The sequence below is a fragment of the Streptomyces sp. NBC_01352 genome (genome assembly GCF_036237295.1).
GTDB classification, from domain to species: domain Bacteria; phylum Actinomycetota; class Actinomycetes; order Streptomycetales; family Streptomycetaceae; genus Streptomyces; species Streptomyces plumbiresistens.
This window is the reverse complement of record NZ_CP108354.1, coordinates 9,893,872-9,914,904: the sequence shown is the minus strand read 5'-3', so window position 1 is coordinate 9,914,904 and position 21,033 is coordinate 9,893,872. Positions and strand designations below refer to the sequence as shown.

Genomic DNA, 21,033 nt, shown 5'->3' with positions numbered 1-21,033 from the left:
AGGCCAAGGCGCGTGCGGGTGAGCGGCTGTCGGACCGAATCGCGACGGGGGCGCTGACGCAGGCGTATAATCGACGCCTTCGACGCAAAGGGAACCCCGGCGACCCGGACGGTGCCGCACTGGGCTGGCGTTCACTCCCCGAAACCGGACCTGCATGTCCTTCGACGTGGAACCCCGCCTGATCCAAGGCCCCCTCAGCGACGCCCCCGGCAAGGCGTGGGACGACGTGAACCCCTTCGCCCTCTAACGCCACCGTTGGGACCACCTATCCGCGGTGGTCCCAACGCGTAAGGGATCAGGAACCGCGAGTTCGTTTTCATGGTGCTGGCCGTGCTGCTGAGTCAGTCGGGCTGAACCACGGTTCGACCGTGACCCTCAGCCAAGTCGGTCCGCGCCAGTTCTAAGCCGCGGTCAGCTGTGTACCCAGGTACCGCTTCTAGCGGCCTTCTTGGTTGCGATGCCGCACTTCCCCGTTGACGATCAAGATCGTGTGGTGCGACCACCTGGCGTAGCAGTCGTCTCAGACGGCCTTGATCCAACCTGCTGGGGCATCGTTGCGTCGCCTACGACGCCGGGGTTCCCCGCAGAACTCACAGATGGTCTCGGACTGCTTCTCGGCTTCAGTGAGAACGCCGCTCATCTCCGCGTGCGCAATAACGGAGGCAGCCGTGACATGGATCCGGACCCCGCCGAGCTTCTCCTTCATGTCCTCGATCCGGTAGCCCGGCTCAAGAGTGAGGAGCCGCTCGTGTAGCCGCAGAAGCAGCGGGTGCCAGCCCAGCCCGACCGCGCGGAGTCGATCCGGCAGCTGCCGACGCGGCGGCCCGCTTCTGACATGGAGTTCTTGCATGTCTCCATTAGTGCTTTCCCTCCGAGCTCACCGCTCGCCGTCGGATGGCCGAGCTGCATGAGGAGGCAGACCGCTGCGGGACGACGGGTACCTGGGAGAACGGTGGCCGTACTCCAGGTAAGGCCTTTCCTCAGGATGCCTGTCCACTCGTGTACGCCGCCAAGCAGTATCGAAGGAGAGGGTGCCATCGCTGGCCTGTACAAGGCGCCACGCATGCCAACTGGTCCGGGGCGACAGCAGCCACCGCAGTACAAGTGTGCTCACCGGCATCCCGCCGTCTGGTAGGCAGAGCGCGGAGCAGCCGGGCTGGTCATGCGTCACCCGCCAGGACGGACGACGCGTGCCCGTTGAGCAACGCCTGTGCTTTCAAGGCACATTGAGGGCGCTGGGCGCTCTCCATGCCCGCGGCCAGCGGCGTATAGAGCGGCGTTTCTGACTGGGCTCGGGGAAGCTGGCCAGGAATTCGCGTAGCACCTCAAGGGCCTGATGCTCGACCGTCCGTTCGTGCTCGGGCCGGTACCGGGCGACGCTGCTCGCCCAGCTGGCCGCCAACCGTGGAGTACCCGGCGCGATCCGCACCATCCCCGACACCCCTCAGGACATCGTCACCTTCCTCGCGGGCCTTCCGACAGCCGCCCTGCCAGGAGTGGGGCCGGCGACCGTACGCACCTTGGCCTCCCATGGCCTGACCACCCTCGACACGATCGCGGGCACCCCGCTGGACACACTCCAACGCATCCTGGGTACGGCCGCCGGGCGGCAGCTGCATCAGCGGGCGGCCGGTATCGACCCCACCCGTGTCGCCCGGGCGCCCCGCCTCGCTCCCTTTGCGCGGAGCACCGTTTTTCGGGCGGGACGAACTCAACTCCGACCAGCAGCGCCGCGTCCTGTCCCACCTGGGTCGAACGCCTTGGCATCCAACTCCGTGGTGAACAACAGGTCTGCCGATCCCTGACCTTGACCGTCCGATACGCCGATCACTCGACGACCACACGCAACTGCGCCTTGCCGGAGCCCACCGCGCACAGCCCACAACTGCGCCCTTGCCGCCTACGCGTTGTACGCCACCCTCGGCCTACAGCGAGCCAGGGTCCGAGGCATCACCCTGCGGGCGGATGGTCTGTTCGACGCGAACTCGGCCACCCGACAGCTCGCCTTCGGTACCAGCGACGACAAGACACGCCGGATCGAGGCCGCAGCCGTCAGAGCTCGGGCCCGCTTCGGGCCCAATGCGATGCGACCTACCAGCACAGCCGGACTGACCTGACCCTTTTGGGACTTCGGCAGCACCGGACATAAACCGAGAGCTATCGCGAGATCCTCACCCAGAGCCGCGTCACTGACTTGCCCACTCGTCGGTCTTCCTGTCGATGTCGATCGCTCCGGCCTCGACCAAGGAGTCCAGGAGATCCAGAGTGCGCTCACGCTCCGAGCTTCCTGGTCGAGTACTGGCATAGACGGAGAAAGCGACGTCGGCTACTTCAAAGGCGATCGCGGAGTCGCGTGTGCTGATGTCTCCCACAGTCCGCTTCCCGGCGCCCAGCCAGGTCTCGCACAGGGACAGAGTTGCAGCAACTGGCAACTCCGCACCCGCCTGGTCGAGTGCGTGAAAGACCTCCTGCGGGAAATCTGCGAACGCCAATGTCGGCACCAGAGCCGCCAGGAGCCGCTCGCGCCTGACCAACGATCCGCCTATATGGCGCACGAACCCGATCGCTGCTTTGCGTACAGTCTGATCTTCATCGTCGAGCAGGCGTACGAGCAGCCCCTCATCTGCGCTCTCCTCGACATCTGGGGCATGGGATACCTGAGGCAGATCCTCGACGCGCGCAGCCAGCGCTTCGGCCACTCCACTGCGTGAAGCCGCGTCCCGAAGACTCTGCTCGAACAGAGCCTGCGGGCGCCGTCTCCGTTCAGGCTCCAGCGACCCGATGCCCAGGAAGACGGCCATCGCGGCGAGCGCCCCGCCACGGCGGTGGGCATCAACTGAGTCGGTCTCCAGCATCCGTTGGACGAGGGTAAGTCCCAGATCTGCATCGCTGTGGAGGAGTTGCCAGGCGAGCCGGTCAAGGTACGGGGCGAGGAACTGGGCGTCATCGGCCAGGCCGAGCCAGTTTCGGCTCAGTTCAGAGGCAACGGTCTGATCTGCCAAGTGGACGCGGATCAGGATCACCGGGCACCAGATGCGGACCTGGCCTGCGTCATCAACTGCGAGACTGCGGATGGCCGGCAGGAGTGCCTCCAATCGCTCCGCTCTGTGCTCCCCGGGGCCGAGCAGCTGCGCAATGCAGAAGGCTGCTGCCCCTCGGTCGGAATTCAGACCCGCGTTGACGTGTTCCTCGCCGGGATCGGACACCACCATGGGGCTCGGGTCGACCGCAGTCGTAGCGACGGTGACGAGCCAGGCGAGTACCCGCTCAGGCAAGTGAGCACCTGCAAGCTTGTCCAGCAGGGAGCACAGCTGCCGATTGAAGACTTCGACTTCCCAGCTCGATACAGATGCAACCATGTCGACGACCGCTCCGAGTTCCTCATCGGAATGCAGATCGAGAGCGCTGACAATCCCACGGAGGATGGCGAGGGTGCACCGGTGATCGTGCTGCGGGCCGATACGAGCCATCACGAATCGCGCAAACCGCACCGGCTCAGAACGCGCTGCCGACTCCAAAGTCCCCAGTTGGACAGGGGACTGGTCGTAGTCGTCGATTGCCTCGATCCATTGATCATCGGTAAGCGGTCCCGGTTCAGATTCGGAGTCTCCATCACGGAAGAGATGCACCCAGGCGTCAGAGGTCGTCGGTGCGGTCCCGAACGACTCCGTCAGCCGAGTGAGTCGTTCACGTGCTGATTGGTCAAGCCGGGTATCGATCCGCCGTTCAATGAGGGAGAGCGCCACGAGCTGCTCATGGGCCAGTTGCTTATCTCTGTCGGCGGCAGTGGCGCCTGACCCGGAGCTACTGGCCGAGGCGGAGACGGCATCGAGGTCCAGTGACGCATACGGTTCTATGGCGAGAGCCACTGCTCTTTCTCTGACCGAATCTGTCCCCGCGTCCGCGAGATGGGCCAGAACCTCTCCCCACGCCCAGGCAACCGTGGAGTTCAGCGGAAGACCACGCACATCATCTCGTGAAGCCCAGGCCAGAGCAGCCGGGTACAGCTCCGGCGCGCACTGGCTGAAGGCCGAGGCCGCGAGCTGATGAGCCAAAAGGAGATCGGTCGAGGTGCACTGCTCAAGGTAGAGCGCTCCCTCGGCCGGATGCTCAACGGCAGCCAGACACAGCGCCGTCCGCAACCCCTCGACCACTTCCCCTTCCAGATCAGGAGGCAAACCGACGGCCGTACCGATGCCCCTGTCCCGTAGCCCTGCGCCGTTTTCATCGGGAGTTCTTGTAGGACGCCACCGCACCTCGAATTCGATCTCGGTGAATTCTTCGAGCAGCGGTTGGATCAGCTTCTCCAGGAACGCGACTGGGGCACGCTCAGCGGCACGCTCGAAGATCCGCAGTCCTGTTCCCTCTCGGGATGGAAAGATTGAATGATCGAAAGCGTTCCGAGCCCCAGAAGCCCTCGCGATCTGTGCTCGGGTTGCAAGCCAGGCGCGCAGCGCGGTCGCGACTGGCGCGGAGGGACGTCCAGCAAGGGTGCTGAGAGCATGAAATCCATCCGAGCCGAACAGCGCGGCGACAGCGGCGCCAAGTGCTGTCTGTTCAGAGGTGTTTTCGTCCATTGCGGTATCCGGCATAGCTGCGTAAGCGTTCCCGATCGTCGTCGCGGTCGCGCAGTAGAGGTCTACGGTGGCTTGACCTGCGGCTGAACCGGCGAGAAAAACCGTCCACAGGAGCATGCGTGCCCACGGCACGGCAATGCCCGGGTCACGCGCCACAGGTACCAAGCCCGCGGAGATCTCTTCGGGTGAGACCCTTGCTGATTCCGTGAGCATCCATCGGGCTTGGTCCGGAGTAAATCCGATCAATCCACTGGTTGAGGCCCCGGATCTGTCGGTATCAGATTCGAAGCTGGCGCTGATGCTGTCCATCAGTCCATGACTCAGCAGGTACGGGACGAAGCCAGAACTCACCAGAACGGGCATGGCATTTCGAGTGAGAGGGTCGGTGGAACTGAGAGCAAGGTTGGTGACGTTTTCGAACTCGTAACGCTTTACTGAGGTATGAGACTTCAGCCAAGTCAGTACGGCTGCTCGAATGTGCGATCGATAATCCGTTGCATGCTTGAGTATGGCTTCGAGGTCGTCTCTGTATTGGTCCAGGTCGAGCTCGCGCTCCAGAGAAAGGACGGCGCGGGCCAGGCGTCGGCACAACAAGTCCTGAGACTTTCCCTGGATCAGACTGACGGCTGAGTCGCTGGCCTGGATGTGCTGCCTCGCGAATGCGTAGTCGAAGTATTCTTCGTGGAAGAAGCGCACTCGGCCGCGGTCCTCGACCAGTACTCCTTCCCCGATGAGTGCGTCCAGTGTATCCGGGCCGGGTTCACCGATGACACTGCGAGGGGCGGAGAGAGATCCTGTACTGCTCAGCCGGCGCGCGAACTCTGCGATACCCCGAGCGTAATTGTCGACTCCAAGACGCTGATTTAGCCGTCTACGCATCTCACCGTCGAATGCATGAAGCAATTGCGTCAGTGTTGTGGCACGGGTGATGTCGAACTCCGTTAGCCCATCGCTGTCAGAATCGGAGACTATTTCCGTGAGGAGGCGCAGCGCGAATGGACTGCTCAGCAACTTCCGCTGTCTGACGGACAGCGCAGCGGGATCGACTCCTAAATCCATCAGGGCTTGGCGGACGTGCTCATCGGTGAGCGGACCGAGATCGATAACCGGGAAGTCACCCAACAGTCCCTTGAGCTGACGGTCGTTGGACAGGTCGTAGCGACGGCAAGCAACGAGCAGCCGCATGTTTCCATTGGCCCGTGCTGTCTCGAGTACTTCCCGGACTCCGCCAAGGGCTGGCTCGCCTTGGCCGCTGGAGCGGGACAGCGCGTCCATTTGATCAATCACCAGGACACTCGGCTCACCAGCAGCTGCTCGCTCCAAGACCGTGGATGGAGAGGCGCCGAAGCCAACGGCATCCTGTGCTCCCAACTGACGTGCCGTATGGGATGCATCCGTCACATCGAGGCGTAGCGCCCCGACGACCACGCCGTCTGCTGCCAGTCGCGCACACACCTCGGCCAGAGCAGTGGACTTTCCGGCGCCGGGAGCGCCGGCCACGACCACACCAGGTCCTCCGGCCGGGTCCTTCAAAACGTTGACAAGCTGCTCAACCTCGGGTCGGACGATCAGAGGAAGGGCCTGTGGCCTTCGCCTGCGCACACCTTCGATGTAGCGCTCATTAACCTGCCGCACGGTTACCGCAGAAGAGTGGTCGTAGCCATCGCGAGGTGCATATCCCCCATCGCGCAAGGCCGACCACAGGAACTGAGCCGTCAGCCGAGTTGAGAGGTGGTCCAGGAGTAGATCGCCGATGAATAGCAAGGCATCTTTTGGATCCCCGGTTACCTGCGTCTCCAAAGAACCTAGCGCTGCGTCCTTGAGTGGATGATCGTTGATCAAGTGAAAGGTGAATCGTCGCAGCAGACTATGCACACCGGTATGGTCGGATTCCCATGCGTCAAGGAGCGTTTCTACGTCTCGTTGTTCGGGGGCCGTGAAAGATGCCATCCAATCTTCCACAGAGAGGCGACGGGCTTTGTCTGACAAGTTCTCCAAAGCGCATGACGCGCCTGAGACGAACACCACCTCGGCTTCCTGCCTCAAATGGCGCCCGAAGGGATCCAATAGGCCCTCCGTCCTAAGGGCATTCAGTGTCCAAGAAGAGGCGCGGCTGCGCTTGCACTGATGAACCTGGTCCGCCCCTGACGGCTGGTGACCGTAGAGGCGAAATTCCATTGCTTCGCCAGGGAGCCCCAGAACCTCGACCTGGATGGCGTCGTATTGGCCACGAAGGACCGGAACCACGCCTCGCCAGACCGTCCACCAGCCTTCGTAGCGGTTGCCTAGCTTGTCGGCAACTCCACCACCCATGGCCGACATCTGTTCATCTGTCACGGACCTGATTCCTCCCCGGGACCCCTGTAGAGCGCATGGTAATACGAGTGTCAGCGTGATGCCCGCCGGGCGTCACTTGCGGCGCTGCGGGTCGGGCGCGAGCGTGACAACTCCGTATCGGGATACGGGGTTCCCGATGGACGATGCATGCCACGTCCTAGAGAAGCAGCAGCACAGTCTGTGGCGCGAATCCTGCAGTGATCTGCTGGCCAGGATCTGTGACAAACCGACTCCGGATAGCCCTGACTGATCATTCTCATCCCGGCGGAAACCGCTACTGCCATTTCTGCGCATGCCCGACCGACGGGACGAGTGCGCGCCAAGTCCGGGTTCCGGCGCTTCCGCTGGAATCGGTGCGCACGAGGCCGTGGACGCTACATCCACGTAAGCGCCCACGACGAAGCCCCCGGAATCGAACGATCCGATTCCGGGGGCTTTGGGGAGTGAGGCGGGTGAGGTCAGCTCGTGGTGGAGCCGTCGTCGGTAGAGTTGTCCGTGGGTCGGCGGCGGGCCACGAAGAGGGCGCCTCCGCCGGCAGCGATCAGGACTCCGGCGCCACCGATCAGCCACGGGGTGGCGTCGGCGCCGGTGTGCGCGAGCGAGCCCGTGAGGGCGGGGGCCACGGTGCTCGACGCGGTCTCGTCGGAGGTCGGTGTGCCCGAGGCAGACGGCGTCGAGGTGTCCTCTTCCTGGCCGGGCTTGTCCGGGATGGGCCGGTCGCTCGGTTTGTCGGTGGGCTTGTCGGTCGGCTTCTCCATGGGCGGCGGGGTGGTGGCGCTCTTGGCGTTGGTTACGGTCACGGTCGCGGGGGCGCCCGGCTTGGCCTTGAACGCCTTCGAGGGCTTGTAGATCTCGTAGCCCTCGGGAGCCTTCACCTGCTTGACCCAGAAGTCGCTGCCGGTGCGGGAGTTGATGGGCAGCTTGCCGCTGGCCGTTCCGTCGGAGCTGGTCGTCAGCGTCAGGATGGTCTTGTCGCCGCCGCCGATGTTGACCGTGGATCCGGCCAACAGCTTGCCGGTCTTGTCGTCTTTGGCCTTCAGCAGAACTGAGGCGGGCTTGAACGGGTCGATGATGGTCAGCGGGGTGTCGGCACCGGGGGTGACAATGACGTCCTGGTCGTCGACAACCTCGTGCAGCGGGCTACCGCTGGAGACTTCCTTGAGCCGGTAGACACCGGGCGCGAGGTCCTGGAAGATCAGCCGGCCCTCGGCGTCGGTGGTGCCGCTGGCGGCCTGCATGCCGATGGAGTCGAGCAGGGTGAACGTGGCGCCGGCGAGAACATCGCCTCCCGAGTCCTTCTTCAGGATGGTGACGCCGCCGTTCCCGGCCGCGCTCAGCGGAGTGATGGACGTGGACGGGGTCGGCTCGGGGGTGTTCGCGGAGGCGGCTGGGGCCAAGGCCACCGCGCCGGTCACTGTGGCAGCGGTGACGGCCACGGCGGACAGGCGGCGGGCGGAACGGGTAGGCAAGAAGGAACTCTCCTGGAGGGGACGCGGGCAGGGCTGCCCGTCGGTGCAAGCGGGACAACGTCGGTCAGCGGGTGCGGGCCGGCGACGGCTGGGGCGGCGGGGCCGGACGGGTTAGCCCTGGAAGGTGCGCGGGGGCGTCGATCGTGCTTCCGCGGGCGGCGGCCCGGACGAGGTGGTGTTGGTCCTCGATGGGCAACGTCGCGATGTGCGATAGGCCCTGCGCGACGGAGGCACCGCGCAGTGTGTCCGCCGGTAGGCCGGCGGCATGCACGATCCGGGCCGCGGCCTCGGCTTCGATCAGGAGGCCGAACGCCGGTGGAATGTCGAGCAGTTGGGCGGCGTGCTCGCGGCTGCCGGTCAGTGCTTGAGTGAGGGGAAGTCCGTCGTCGAGGACGCTGTCGACGATGTCCAGCCAGAGGGGCGTGGCCTGGTGGAGGCGGGTGAGGAAGTCGGCGTCTGTGAGCCAGCATCCCCGGGACGGCTCAGGATCCGTATCGAGCTGAGCCGGTCGCCGCCCTGCGCTGTCGGCGCTGCTGGGCGGGAACGGTTCGGGCGTCCAGACCTTCAGGTAGTCCTGGATGGCATGGCTCAGGGTTATGACGGCGGCGCCGATCCAGGGTGAGGTGTCGTCATGGTGCCAGTCCCGTACGACGCCGTAACCGTCATGTCCGGGCTGTTTGCCCAGGCGGGCGTCCCGGACGGCGAACGTGCCGTGGTCGGCGAAGGACAGGTACGCGTGGTCGAGGGCGCCGCGGTCCGGGTGGAGGATGCTCAGGCGCAGTCCGCCGTACTCACCTTCTCGGATGGTCTGGGCGAACTCGATGCGCAGCCGCAGCGGGGAGTCGGGCGAGACGATGGCGTAGCAGGCGTCGCCGATCACTCGTCGTTCGTGGACGGGCAGGTCGAGCAGGTCGGTGAAGAAGTGCTGGGCGTGCAGGGACAACGGTGGTGGTGCTCCTCGGCGCGGACGGTTCTGCGGGGCGGTTACCTGGGTCGGCCGGCCGTCGGGGCGGGACGGACGGTCGGCGCGGGCCGGTGCCCAGTGCGCTGACGCCGGCGTGTGCGGACGGCAGAGTCGGCGACGAGGGTGCCGACTCTCGGCTCTGTGCCGGGGCGCCCTGGCGCGCGGCGGCATCGGTCAGAGCGGCTGGGAGGGTGAGATGGAGGCGGGTGTCGGCCGGAATGTTCCACACGACGCGGGCGAGCGGCACGGGTGAGGCCAGGGAGGCGGCGAACGCCGCGACCAGGGAGGCGGGCACGGCGGAGGAGAACGTGGCCTTCCACAGCGGGTGGTCCGGTGGCCCGCCCCACGCGGACCAGACGGGTGCGGCCACGTTCTTGTGCACGTAGGCGTGTTGCAGCACGCCGTAGCCGTCCGGGCTGCGGAAGTACTGGACTCCGTCCGTCTTGACCGTGTGTTGCCAGCCGGCGGTGAGCAACGGCAGGTATACGTCTTGGGGGCGGACGTCGTCTGGGCGCAGCAGGTTGCGTTCGCCCCGTCTGTCCGCCTCGCACAGCGCGAGCACTTCGGCATACAGGTCGCGAACGAGTTCGACGGGAGTACTGGCGTCGAGCGTGGCCGTCCAGGTGGCTGGCTGGAAGGGGTCCTTGTGTGCGGCGATCAGCCACTCGCCACCGCGCACGTGGTCCTCGGACGGTACGTGCCCGGCGAGCAGCTGCATGCCGGGACTGATCACGATGGCCGGGCCGTCTCCGGAATGGTGGAGGGTCCAGCCCTGATCAAAAGAGAAGGGCCATGCGTCGACGAGGTCGTGGATGCCGGGGCCGGCGAGGTGGCGGGGCAGGACCTCGACCACGTCGTGGTCGTCGAGATCGTCCAGAGGGCTGAGTGACACAAGGTCCCTTCGACGGGCGGAGTTGCTGGTCGTGGGTGGCGGCGGATCAGCGGCGCGCTGCCGTGCGTGGGGCGGCGGGCGCCGGAGGAAGGGTGGCCGTGCTCCAGCGTGGGACGCTGCGGGTGCCGAGTGCCGGCGGGCGGCGGGTGAGGGCGCGCTGAACGTCGAGCGGGGTCGGGACCGGGGGCGCGGGCGGTGTGACGGGAGTGAGCTGTGCGGCCTCGCGCAGCCCAGGGAGCATCGCGTCCCTCCAGCGTGGCAGGGGCGCCGGGTCGGACACACTGTGGGTGATGGCCTTCACTAGAGCGGTGGGGGTGTTGGTGGTGGCGGTGGCGTACCAGCGGGCGTAACCGTTCTTCGGTCCGCCCCACAGGTGCCAGCGGGCCTCCAGGGTGGTCAACTCCTTCTCCGGATCGAGGCGGCCGGTGGTGTACTCGCAGGTGGCCATCCCGTCCGGGGACTGCAGTTCCAGCACGCCCCAGCGCGGCTGCTGGAACTGCCAGCCGTTCTTGATCAGCGGGACGACGGCGCCGAAGGCGCCGAGCTCGGGGTCCTGCAGATCGGGCTCAGCAAGGTAGATGTCGGGGCCGGCGGTGTACGCCTCAGCGAGGGCAGTGGTGAATGCGGTGACGAACTCGAAGGGCGCCGCGTCGTTGAAGGAGACGCCCCATGCGGGCGGGCCGAAGCGGTCGCGATGGGCGTTGATCCGCCATAGTCCGTCGTCGTCTCCCTCAGGCAGGAAGCCGAGTCGGACACGGTGGTCGGGCGCGGTGACGTAGGCGTTTCCGAGATCATCGTGACGCAGGTCGAAGCCGAGCGTGAGGAGCGGCTCCAGCGCAGGGTCGCCGACGGCGGTGCTGCCGGCGAAGTGGCGGGGGGAGACGTAGACGTCGCCGTCGATCTCTTCTGTGTCGGGCACGAAAGTCCAGAGGGTCGGGGATGAGTGAGCAGCGTGGTGCGCGGTCAGGAACCGGTGCTGTCCGCGAGGGCAAGCAGCATCTGCTGTTTCAGGTCTGTGGGTTGGCCGGTGTAGCGCAGGGTGCGCATGCCCAGCTCGGCGGCGGCCCGGAGGTTATCCTCGTGACCGTCGACGCAGCACGCGGGCCGGGTCGGCGACGCCGGTGGCGGCCAGGGCGTGTTCGTACGCAACCGGATCGGGCTTGCACAGGCCCAGGCGGGCGGAGTGCAACGCGTCGGTCATCAGCCCGCGCCGCCAGTCAGTTGCATCCAGGACGCTGCTGAGGTGGGGCAGGATGTCGAGGACGCGCGCGTCGGTGCGGGTCCACATGGCAATATCGGCGGCCCGCAGCGTGCGCAGCCAGCGCGGGCCGGGGTGGTGGCCGAGCTCTTTCGCCCAGTAGGCGAGATCGCTCAGTTCACCTGCGCCGTGCCGGACGGTTATCGGGCGATGGACGGTCCACATCACTTTCTGAGCGCGGGGGCTGGCGACACGGGTGTGGTTGCTCCCGTGCCGAGCGGCGCCCTCGTGATGTCAGGCGGCGCGCTTCACGTCCCGGTCGACCGCCTCGGGGGTGTGCAGCCACTCCTCGCAGCCGAGGGGACGGGTGGCGATCAGCGAACGGTGACGCAGCAGGTTCGTACGGGAGTGGTCCGTCGGATAGCCGCGCGGCGGTCGTTTCATCACGTCCCCGGAGATGTCGTAGCCCTTCTTCCGCACGTCCTCGACGATGGCGGACAGTTCGCGGCCGCTCCTCTCGGAGGCCACGGCTTTACGGAACGTGTCCACCTGGCCGGGATCGGGGTACCACCAGGCGCCCTGGATCCGCAGGCCGTCCAGGGAGAACCGAAGACCAATCTCGATCTTGCGGCCGAGCCGGATCACGGCGCCCTGGTGCTGCCACCACCAGGAGTCGGTGCGGTAACGCCAGACGGAGAAGTCCTCGTACCGGGGGTCGGTGTCCGCGACCTCGTTGAGCAGAGCGATCATCGGTTGCCGTACCAGGCGTTCGCGGTCCGCGCGGCAGCGCTCGCGGGTCGCGTGGGTCGGTTCGCCCTGGAGCTGCCACAACACGTCCATGGCCTGCTCCGGCCAGCCGGTGAACTGTCCGCGCATGCGCGGAGGATAGCTCACCCGTGATCCGCGCGCGGAGAGTGAGGCGGGCAGGGAGGCGTAACCCCACACAGGGTGGGAGCTGCTGCGGCGGGGCTCGCCGGCCAGGTCGATGTGCCGTGCGCGGTGGGCAAGTTCGTCGAGAAGCACGGAGAGTGCAGTCGATATGAAGCGGGCGGTGAGGCAGGCCGCGAGCGCGATGGCGCCGCCGGTGAGCAGCGTGGGAAGGCGGGCCGCGTGGGCGAGGTGTCCGCCTGTCTGGAGTCCTCATGCTGTGGGCGGCGGTCAGCAGGACCAGGGCGAGCCCGGCGGTGCTCACCTCGGCGGTGTTCTGAACGGCGGGCATGCGTGCGCCCCGTACGGCCATCACCACACCCAAGCTGGCAAAGTACCCGGTCAGCAGACGGCGGCTGCGCGCCAGCTCGGGCCCCGCTGTCTGGTTCACGCGGCGTGCTCCCGGGTGACCGGGGCCGCCTGCGCGACCGCAGCCACCTGGACGTCGAGGTTGCGGTACGCCTCCTGGGCGCGGGCTTGGGCGATGGTGGCGGTGGGCCCGGTAGTGATCAGGTAGCCGATGCGAGCGGTGAACAGATCACCCCCGTCCTGCGGCAGCACGAGCTGGTCGCCGGCCTGTCGCTGGAAGCGCACGCGCTCCACTCCCCCGGTGGGTTCCGTGACACGGCGAGCGGTGAGGGTGCCGGAGTAGGCCGGGTAGATGAAGCGGATCGCCGCGGCCTGGTGGCGAGTCGGCGTCAGGTCGGGAGTATGTCCGCAGGCGATGTCTGCGGCGGCACGGGCGAGGTCGACGCCGGTGGCCAGGTGGACGAGGTGGCTGATCATGTCGCCGGCGATCCGGGCGTTGACCTCGATGAGGCGGGGGCGGCCGTCGACCACGCGGATCTCGACGTGGCTGACGCCGTCGGTAACACCGAGGGCGTCGAGTGCCGCGACGGCGGCCGGAGCCACGGTGGCAAGGAGCGGGTCGTCCGCGTCGACCATGTGCGCCAGTTCCTCGAAGTGGGGCGGCATGCCGACGGTCTTGCGGGTGACAGCGACGACAGTGGTCTGTCCCTGGTGGGTGACGCACTCGACGCTCACCTCCGGGCCGTCGAGGTATTCCTCGACCAGGACCTGGGTGCTCTCCACTCCGTGGCTGGCGGTGTTGGCGGCGAAGGCGTACGCGGCCTGCAGCTGGTCGGCGGTGTCGACGCGGATGACGCCTATGCTCGCGGCGTACGCGGCGGGTTTGAGGACGACGGGGAAGCCGATGCGCCGGGCTACATCGGTCGCCTCATGCTCGGTGCGCACGCTGACGGAGGCAGCTGAGGGCACCCCGTGGCGGGCGAACAGGCTGCGGCTCGTGTGCTTGTTGCGGCAGCCCTGGAGGGCCTCCGGAGCTGTGGTGGGCAGGCCGAGCCGACGGGCCAGGCGGGCGACGGGGACGAGGTACCACTCGGTCCACGTCATCACCCCGGCCAGCGCGTGCCGCTCGGCGAGCGCGTGCCCGGCGGCGGTCAGCGCCGCCTGATCGGCGGGGTCGGCGACCTCGTAGTCGAGGAGGAACTGCTTCTCCCAGGTCGGCGCAGCGCCGGAGATCAGGACGACGTCGTAGTGGGCGGCGACGCTCTGAAGGCAGGTGCCGCGATACGCCTGGGCCTCCATGTCTGAGGAGGCAACTACCAGGACTACGGGGCGAGAGGACAACGAGGCTCCAAACAGTGCGGGCAACGGAGAGCTGAGGCAGGGCGCCTGGGTCAGGGGGGTGCGGCGGCGCAGCTCGAAAGCAGACGCCCACTGGGGGTGGTCCTCGAACAACTTGCGGGCGTACAGAGCGGTGAAGGAGTTGTTCAGTCCGCGCACGCCCGCGGGCAGCTGCCAGCGCAGGTCCTCGAACAACGCCTTGAGCCCGACCCGGGTGGCGCCGGCGGCGAGTCGGTCGGCCGTCAGGCGCTCCAGGGCGCTGTAGACGTACGGATGCTCAGCATCGAAGGCCAAGAGCCGGTCGGTCAGCGTCGGGCGCGAGCCCGCTCGAAACGACGCTCGGGCTACCGGCAGGACGTAGGAGTCGACAAGGGTGTGGGACGTGGGCATGGCGACGGTCTCCGGTGGTGAGCGGGAGGGTGACCGGGCGGGTCAGGCGCAGGGGGTGCGCAGTGCGGGGGTGGTGCGCAGCCGGGCGAAGGCGGCGACAAGGCCCAGGGCCTGCAGCGCGGCGCAGATGGTGATCACGTGGCCGAGCTGAGCGGGCAGCACGGTGGCGACGAGGACACCGGCGAGGGGGAACGGCAGCAGGAGCAGCAGGATGGTCAGCGACAGGGTGGCGCCGAACACCGGTTCGGGGATGAGGCGAGAGCGCAGGGTGCGCAGCACGACGGTCATGCCGCCCTCGCCGGCCATGAGGACGGCGATCAGGGTGAGATAGCTGCCGTAGGTGTCGGCGAAGGAGACGGCCAGGCACGCCAAGGCGGCGATCGTGGCGGACACGGCGCCGATGGGCCACAGGCCGAAGCGGTCGATCGCCCGGCGGCACAGGGCGACCGCGAGGAGCGAGGCGACGGCGGCTGCCGACCAGATGAGGCCGACGTCGGCCATGGAGTGTCCGAGCTGTTTGATGATGATCACTGGGGTGGCGGCCTGCAGCAGGCCGACGGTCAGGTTGGAGACGGTCAGTCCGGTCACCAGCCAGCCGAGGGCCGGTAGCGCGCGGAGGGTCGACCAGCCGGTGTGCAGCCCCTTAAAGACGGGCTGCGGCGCGGCGGGCTTGCTCGGGTGGCGCTGGCGCGGGGCCAAGACGCTGGTGAGCAGTGAGAAGGCCGCGATCACGATCAGCATTCCGGTGGCGCCAGCCCGCTGCAGGAGCAGCCCGGCGAGTGCGGGGCCGACCAGCGTGGCGAACTGGTCGATGCCGAGCAGCACCGACTGAACGCGGTGGGCGCGGGCGCCGGCCTCGCGGCCGGCGACTCCGCCCGCGGTCTCGGCCGCGATGTAGGAGCATTCAGTGAGGATCCCGGTGGACGCGGCGAGCAGCATGACGGTGACCGTGGCGCTGAGGCCCGCCTGCGTTGGCAAGATGAACGCGGTGGCCAGGACAACCACGGCCCGGCCCGCAGAGGCGAAACGGAGCACGGCGGTGGTCCCGTGGCGGTCGACCAGAACTCCTGCGAAGGCGAACGAACCCAGTCTCGGCACCCATTCCAGCGCGAACGCGAGGCCGGTCAGGGTGGCCGAGTTGGTGGTGGCCAGTACCAACAGCGGGATGCCGTAGGTGGCCATGGCGAACGCGGCAGCGTCCGTGCTGCGCGGCAGATAGATGCCGCGCAGCAGAGTGGAGACCGGGCGACGGGCATGCCAGGGTCCGACACGGGATCTCACGCAGCGCGCCCCGATTCCTCCGCCGCACAGGAGGAACGGGCAATGTCCTGGTGCAGGACGCGGGGGTACGCCGTAAGCCACTCGGACAGCGCCGCGCGCGGAACCGACGGTTTGGTCGCTGCGCCGGTGTGCTTTGGGCCGCCCTCATGTATCTGGAGGGTGTGCTGGACGCGCGCGACGAAGTCGCTGGTACGGCTGGGGAGTTGGTGGCCGCGGGCCCAGCGTGCTGCCGTGTCGTACACCTCGGCGAGGTCCTTGCCACTCGCGGTGAGCTGGTAACGGGCCAAGGCGTGTCCGCGGGCGTGGATGAGGCCGAGGTCGCGTGCGGCGTCGATGGCGTGGCGCAGTTGTCCGGTGGTGAGGTCGCCGAGGGCGCCCTGCAGGCTGCCGCGTTGGCGACTGATGGGGCCGTTGTCGTCGATCTCGGTGATCAGCCGTATCAGGCCGGGCAGGGACAGGGTCCGGATCGCGCGGCGTTCGCGCAGGGCACTGGTGGGCAGGGCGGCTGTCATCGGCGCGGGCCTCCTGCCGGGGTGATGGGGCGGGCGGGTATCTGGTGGGAGAAGAGGTCGCTGGACTTCCACGCCGGGCCGTTGGGCGGCGGGGTGGTGGCCAGGGCAGGGCCGGCAGACGGTGCGGCCGGAATGGCGGGTGCCGGAAGGCGCGTCGGGGTGGTCGCCCACGTGCCGGAGCGGGTCTGGGACGGGGCGGTCCCCGGTCGGCGAAGTGGGTCGGCCCCGCTGGACGGGAGGGCAGCCCACGTAGTGATGGCCTGGAAGACGGGGGTGAGTGCCTGGCCGCTGGCGGACAGCTGGAAGTCGCCGCTCCCTGTGGCCGTGACGAGGCCGTCAGCCACCAGTCCGTCCAGGGGCTTGTAGACAGCAGTCAGCCCGTATCCAGGCATAGCCTCGGTGGCCAGGGCCTTGGCGCTCGCACGGCCCCGGGCCTGCAGGGTCATAAGGATCGGGGTGGCATGCCGCGGGGCGATCAGAGTGATCGTGTCATCGATGTTCTGGGCCGGGGGGATCCGCTCGGGCTCCAGCTCACCGGTGGCCTTGCTAGTGACGAGCTGCTTCTCCAGGTAGGTGTCGCCCCAAGAGGCGATCACGGCCAGGACGGGCAACAGCTCGGCACCTCGGCCAGTGAGGCCGTACGTGACGTGGCGCGGGGCGTACTCCGTGCGTTCGACCACGCCGGCGTTGGTGAGGTGGCGCAGCCGGGGGTGGAGCTGGCCGTCGGCGAGCCACGGCAGCCGGGGTTTGATCTCGGCGTAGCGCAGCGGCTGGGAGGAGAGAGTCATCAGCACCCACACGCTCCAGCGCGGGGCGAGCAGATCCAGCGTCTTGGTGACGCTGGAGTAGTCGTTCGGGGTGGTAGGGGGCTGAGCGGTGGTGGCCAAGGATGGGGCTCCTCAAGCAGTGCGGGCAGATCAGCGGGTGCGGGAGGCGGCGGTCGCCGGGGCGGCGGGTACGGGCACAGCCGGCGGCGGGGTGTCGGGGGCCGGTGCGCGGCGCAGTCCTGCCAGGACCGCGCCGGTGTTCTTGGCGTAGGCGTCGCGGGCGGCGACGGACTCGGCGATACGGCGGGCGCAGTCGACGATGTGACCGGCGGCAAAACGGCCGATCTCCCGCTCAGGGGCGATGAGTTCGCGCAGCCTCTCCAGCTGGAAGGCGATGTTGCGCTCAGCGAGCGCCAGTTCGCTGTGACTGCCGGTGAGCGCGGCGAGCAGGGTGGCATCGGGGGTGCTGTCGGCGAGCGCTTCGAGCTCACCGAGCGACTGTCCGAACAGCGCCTCGATGCGCTGGGCGATGATCTCGGAGATGGCGTGGGCGGTGGCGTCGGGCTGGGGCAATCGGCGGGCTTTCAGGGACGGTGGGTTCGCACCGCCCCGGCACGGCCGGTTGCCGGGGCGGGCGGAGCAGTGACGGTGATCTTCGGTTGGGCGAACTGCACCAGCTGCGCGGGGCGTTGATCGGGAGCGGGCATTGTCCGCAGGAGGTCGTCGAGGGCGGCGACGTAGCCGTCCCGGCCGGCCAGCGCCGCCTCCAGCCACTGGGCGTCCCAGCGCAGGTCCTCGGCGGACAGCTCGCCCAGGTCGCGGTCGCAGGACATCGAGGCGTGGACGCGATCACGTACGCGGACGACCTGTTCCTCGGCGACCGCGAGAAAACTGCGCAGTTCCAGCGCACGGTGGAGGGCGGCGCAGACCTCAAGATGGGCTGCCTGCGCATACAGCTCGGCGACGGAGGCACCGAACGCCTCCTCCAGCGCGGTGTCCCGGCTGGAGGACTTGTCGATGACGCTCATCGCGTCACCCCGCGCGTCCGGATACCCCGCTCGCCGGGCAGTGCGGGCACCGCGGTGGGCAGCGCCGGAGCGCGGCGCGCGGCGGGGCCGGCACCACGCCAGGCACCAGGCCCGCGCTTGCCAGGGGCGAGGGGGTCGAGGAGGTAGTTCACGACCATCACGCGACCGTCACGTGCAGTGACAGCGGCGTTGACCTGGTGTGCCAACTCCATGACAGCGTCGTCGAGTTCGCCCGGGTGCGTGCCGAGCGCCTCGACGAGCGCATCCTCCGCGGTGTCGAGTGCGTCCTGGGATTCGGCGAGCAGGCCGTACCAGTGCACGACACTGGTGGCATCGGGGTTGGCCTGTGGTGCCGCCTGAACCGCCCGGCGCAGATCGGCGAGAGGCATCTGGAAGCGGTCCTCGATCCGCTCAGTGACGACGCCCATCACGTCCTCGCTGAACTCGGGCACGGAGAGGCTCCTTTCATTCGCTGTTCGGGGGCGGGAAATGCACTGCAAATCCGGTCCGTGCGGGAGCGGTCCGCGAACCCGGATACCGACGAGGGGAATTGCGGGCCGGTCTGCTAGTCCAGGCACATGGCGGTGTCGCGATAGACGTACGTTCCGGACACCCACCCCTTTACGCCGGTGGTCTTGTCCGTGATGTAGCGCCAGTTCCCGCTGCTCTTGTGGACGGTGAACTTGTGGCTGCGGTAGAGCACGCCGAGCGCCGTGGACTTGGAGGACGCCTTGGAGCGGATCGTCACAGCCTTCGTGTGCACCTTGTACGGGAGCGGCTTTGCCGAGCAGCTGCTGACGGTGGTTGCGGCACTGGCGGTGGGGATGGAGACGAGCGGGAGAGCGAGCGCGCCGAGAACGGCGGCAGAGACGGCTATGCGGCTGGTGCGCATGGGGAATTGACCTCCACGAAAATGGGGAAGGGATTGCGGAAGCGGGCCCGGGCTGATGCCGTGCGGGCCGAGAACAAGAGTCCGGAGAATCCCCGGTTTCGGTAACCGGGGATTGCTTGCTATGTTCCGCGCCGCCTAGCTCAGGGCAGTCGGCATTTCAGTGGGCGGGGAAGGGGAAAGGAGGTGGGTAGCCACGAATTCATCGGCTGGGACCGCGCGGTGGAGCGGGGTGGGCTGGCAGAGTGGGCATGCCCGGAGCGGCGGTGTGGCAGGCTGGCGGTGACGTGGCCGGCAGCGGGATCGTCTCGCCGTTCCAGTGCGCTTCCCACCACTGGGTGGCTGCCTCGAAGGTGGCGAAGGCGCCCTCGCGCAGGGTGTGCGTCCACGCATCGGTGTCGACCTCTTCGAGCAGTACCCGGAATGGCAGTGGCGCCTTCTCGTCGATGGCGCGCAGCAGCACGGTGGTCTCGATCGGCTCGGCGTCGTGCGTGTAGCTGGTCAGCAGGGCGAAATGGTCGCCGTCGCTGCGCAGTCGCTTCTCCAGGGCGCGGGTGGTCTGGTTGGCGGGTGTGGTGCCCGTGCCGTCGGGCAGGAGGATCTTGTCCTCGGGGCAGCCGCGGGCGATCAGCCAGGACTGGGCTATGGACGGCAGCGGCAGTTCCTTGTGTGTGAAGCGGAAGGTGCGAGCCGCCGAGTCGCGTTTGAGGTGCAGGGCGATCAGCTGTGGTTCCCCGGGGATGCCCCAGGTCACGGCGCGGTTGTGCATCACGTAGAAGCTGTGCGCGCTGTCCTCGGTGTGGTGCTCGGCCAGCAGGGTGAGCATGTCCTGCTCGATTTCGATGTGCTGCCAGAACTGGTCGGCGAGGTGGTCGTTGACGGCCTCATATCCGTCGAGGCGGAAATCCGGTTCGTGGGTGGGCATCGGTGCCTTCGGTGCGACGACGCCATGGGCGCCGTGGGCGGGGCGTGTTGAGCTGTTCAGCGACGCAGGGGTGCGGGAGCGCGTGATGCCGCTGGCCCGGGCGACGGCGTGGTGCCGGGCGGGCCTGCGGGGCGCGGGGCGGCAAGGACGGCCCGGCCGGCGTCGGTGAGGGTGACGGGCTGGCCGGCGTGCACTGGGTGGGAGGTGTCGCGGTCTACGAGGCCGCTCATCTGTAGGCGCTGCAGCTGGGCGTAGGAGATGCGGGTGCGGGAGGGGGTGGCCACGGCGAGCCGGTGGGTGATGAGGTTCTCGTGGAGCTTGGCGCCCTGGGCGATGGCGAGCAGGGCCGCGAAGTCTTTTGTCGACACCTGCTGGTGTGCCTGCGGCGGGGCGGCGGCTTCGATCGGCTCCAGCGCGGCGGCGGCCTTGGCCTGCTCGGTGTCGCGCTCGTCGATGGTGTGCGCGAGCTGGTCGACCGTGCGCTCGATCCGGGCCAACAGCGCCTGATCGACGGGGAGCTCTCCGGACACCAGGCGGGCGAGACGGGCACGGTGGAAGGTGACGTCCCGCTCGGCCCTCACGAGGTCGCGGTGGGCGTCCGCCAGGGCCGAGTGGGGTGCATCGACGAGACCGGCCTCGCGGTGCCGCCACAGCGTCTCGATGCTGCACTCTGCGGCCGTCTCGATCCTGTGGTCGAGCACGGTGCGCGGGTGGCGTTTGGGCGAGGGTGCGGGGGGTGAGCTCATGTCGGAGCGGTTCTTGTGTGCGGGAGGGCGTCCGAGGCGCACGCGTCCAGGGCGATGCGGACCTCGACGTAGGGGCCGTCACGGGTGCGCCGGGTGGGCCCCAGACGCTCCAGGAGCCGGAGCATCGGCGCGTTGGACGCCAGCGTGAACGCGATGAGGGTGTGTGCCCCGCGCGTGCGTGCCATCCGGGCCGCCTGCCGGGCCAGGGCCGTTCCGATGCCGCGGCGGTGGTGGTCGTCGGCGACTTGCAGTCCGAGGTCGACGACGCCCGGCTCCCGGCTGACGGGCCCGAGGCAGACGAGGGCCAGTGGCCGCTCGTCCACGTCGAGTCCGATCCAGCACTGCGCCTGGGCGAGCAGCCGTGTCAGGTCGCGGGGCGTGAGGCGGGTTCGGCCCCAGCGGCGCAGCAGGTTCTGTTCGGAACACCGCGCGTGGAAGGCGGCGACCAGGTCCCAGTCCGCCGCCGTCACCGGGCGCGTACGCG

At 68.0% G+C, this 21,033-nt stretch carries 17 protein-coding genes and 4 pseudogenes; 2 read left to right on the top strand and 19 right to left on the bottom strand.

The features are described from left to right. Positions 1–520: 520 nt before the first annotated feature. Positions 521–850 (bottom strand): hypothetical protein, encoded by a 330-nt coding sequence (locus OG252_RS45450; RefSeq protein WP_329343735.1) that lies wholly within the window; start codon positions 848–850, stop codon positions 521–523. A gap of 646 nt (positions 851–1,496) precedes the next feature. Here OG252_RS45450 and OG252_RS52490 point away from each other — a divergent pair. After that, positions 1,497–1,628, top strand: a pseudogene (locus tag OG252_RS52490) (hypothetical protein); the annotation flags it as partial. 53 nt (positions 1,629–1,681) lie between these two features. Continuing rightward, positions 1,682–2,149, top strand: a pseudogene (locus tag OG252_RS52485) (DinB/UmuC family translesion DNA polymerase); the annotation flags it as partial. Between the two features lie 37 nt (positions 2,150–2,186). Here OG252_RS52485 and OG252_RS45445 read toward each other — a convergent pair. From OG252_RS45445 to OG252_RS45350, 18 genes and pseudogenes are all read right to left on the bottom strand, one after another. Then, positions 2,187–6,914, bottom strand: coding sequence for an ATP-binding protein (locus OG252_RS45445; RefSeq protein ID WP_329343733.1), 4,728 nt, complete (start codon positions 6,912–6,914; stop codon positions 2,187–2,189). Between the two features lie 458 nt (positions 6,915–7,372). Beyond that, entirely contained in the window at positions 7,373–8,383 is a 1,011-nt protein-coding gene (locus tag OG252_RS45440) for a SpaA isopeptide-forming pilin-related protein (protein ID WP_329343731.1), read from the bottom strand. Positions 8,384–8,447: 64 nt separating this feature from the next. Continuing rightward, positions 8,448–9,326 carry a hypothetical protein gene (locus tag OG252_RS45435; RefSeq protein WP_329343729.1) on the bottom strand — a complete coding sequence of 293 codons (879 nt, stop codon included), beginning with the start codon at positions 9,324–9,326 and terminating at the stop codon, positions 8,448–8,450. A gap of 322 nt (positions 9,327–9,648) precedes the next feature. Continuing rightward, positions 9,649–10,065, bottom strand: a pseudogene (locus OG252_RS52480) (DUF317 domain-containing protein); the annotation flags it as partial. A 220-nt stretch (positions 10,066–10,285) separates the two neighbouring features. Next, positions 10,286–11,158, bottom strand: a complete 873-nt coding sequence (locus OG252_RS45420; protein ID WP_329343724.1) for a DUF317 domain-containing protein — start codon at positions 11,156–11,158, stop codon at positions 10,286–10,288. 44 nt (positions 11,159–11,202) lie between these two features. Next, positions 11,203–11,671 (bottom strand): annotated as a pseudogene (locus OG252_RS45415) (HAD-IA family hydrolase); the annotation flags it as partial. Between the two features lie 60 nt (positions 11,672–11,731). Then, positions 11,732–12,313 carry a DUF2461 family protein gene (locus OG252_RS45410; RefSeq protein WP_329345367.1) on the bottom strand — a complete coding sequence of 194 codons (582 nt, stop codon included), beginning with the start codon at positions 12,311–12,313 and terminating at the stop codon, positions 11,732–11,734. Positions 12,314–12,751: 438 nt separating this feature from the next. Continuing rightward, positions 12,752–13,972 carry an ATP-grasp domain-containing protein gene (locus tag OG252_RS45400; protein WP_329345365.1) on the bottom strand — a complete coding sequence of 407 codons (1,221 nt, stop codon included), beginning with the start codon at positions 13,970–13,972 and terminating at the stop codon, positions 12,752–12,754. 471 nt (positions 13,973–14,443) lie between these two features. Beyond that, on the bottom strand, positions 14,444–15,682 hold the full coding sequence (locus OG252_RS45395; RefSeq protein WP_329343722.1) for an MFS transporter: 1,239 nt from the start codon (positions 15,680–15,682) through the stop codon (positions 14,444–14,446). After that, entirely contained in the window at positions 15,679–16,194 is a 516-nt protein-coding gene (locus tag OG252_RS45390) for a hypothetical protein (RefSeq protein WP_329343720.1), read from the bottom strand. The genes OG252_RS45395 and OG252_RS45390 overlap by 4 nt, the downstream gene beginning before the upstream one ends. Beyond that, a complete protein-coding gene (locus OG252_RS45385) occupies positions 16,191–17,081 on the bottom strand; it encodes a helix-turn-helix domain-containing protein (protein WP_329343718.1) in 891 nt (296 codons plus the stop codon). The genes OG252_RS45390 and OG252_RS45385 overlap by 4 nt, the downstream gene beginning before the upstream one ends. A 30-nt stretch (positions 17,082–17,111) precedes the next feature. Then, entirely contained in the window at positions 17,112–17,534 is a 423-nt protein-coding gene (locus OG252_RS45380; protein ID WP_329343716.1) for a hypothetical protein, read from the bottom strand. An 11-nt stretch (positions 17,535–17,545) separates the two neighbouring features. Further along, positions 17,546–17,989, bottom strand: coding sequence for a hypothetical protein (locus tag OG252_RS45375; RefSeq protein ID WP_329343714.1), 444 nt, complete (start codon positions 17,987–17,989; stop codon positions 17,546–17,548). Beyond that, the gene (locus OG252_RS45370) at positions 17,986–18,441 is read right to left on the bottom strand and encodes a hypothetical protein (protein ID WP_329343712.1); all 456 of its coding nucleotides are present in this window, start codon (positions 18,439–18,441) and stop codon (positions 17,986–17,988) included. The genes OG252_RS45375 and OG252_RS45370 overlap by 4 nt, the downstream gene beginning before the upstream one ends. A gap of 113 nt (positions 18,442–18,554) precedes the next feature. Further along, positions 18,555–18,881 carry an SH3 domain-containing protein gene (locus OG252_RS45365; RefSeq protein WP_033530980.1) on the bottom strand — a complete coding sequence of 109 codons (327 nt, stop codon included), beginning with the start codon at positions 18,879–18,881 and terminating at the stop codon, positions 18,555–18,557. A gap of 199 nt (positions 18,882–19,080) precedes the next feature. Continuing rightward, entirely contained in the window at positions 19,081–19,803 is a 723-nt protein-coding gene (locus OG252_RS45360; RefSeq protein WP_329343709.1) for a hypothetical protein, read from the bottom strand. Between the two features lie 56 nt (positions 19,804–19,859). Continuing rightward, the gene (locus OG252_RS45355) at positions 19,860–20,549 is read right to left on the bottom strand and encodes a hypothetical protein (RefSeq protein ID WP_329343707.1); all 690 of its coding nucleotides are present in this window, start codon (positions 20,547–20,549) and stop codon (positions 19,860–19,862) included. Beyond that, positions 20,546–21,019, bottom strand: coding sequence for a GNAT family N-acetyltransferase (locus OG252_RS45350; RefSeq protein ID WP_329343705.1), 474 nt, complete (start codon positions 21,017–21,019; stop codon positions 20,546–20,548). The genes OG252_RS45355 and OG252_RS45350 overlap by 4 nt, the downstream gene beginning before the upstream one ends. Between the last annotated feature and the right edge of the window lie 14 nt (positions 21,020–21,033).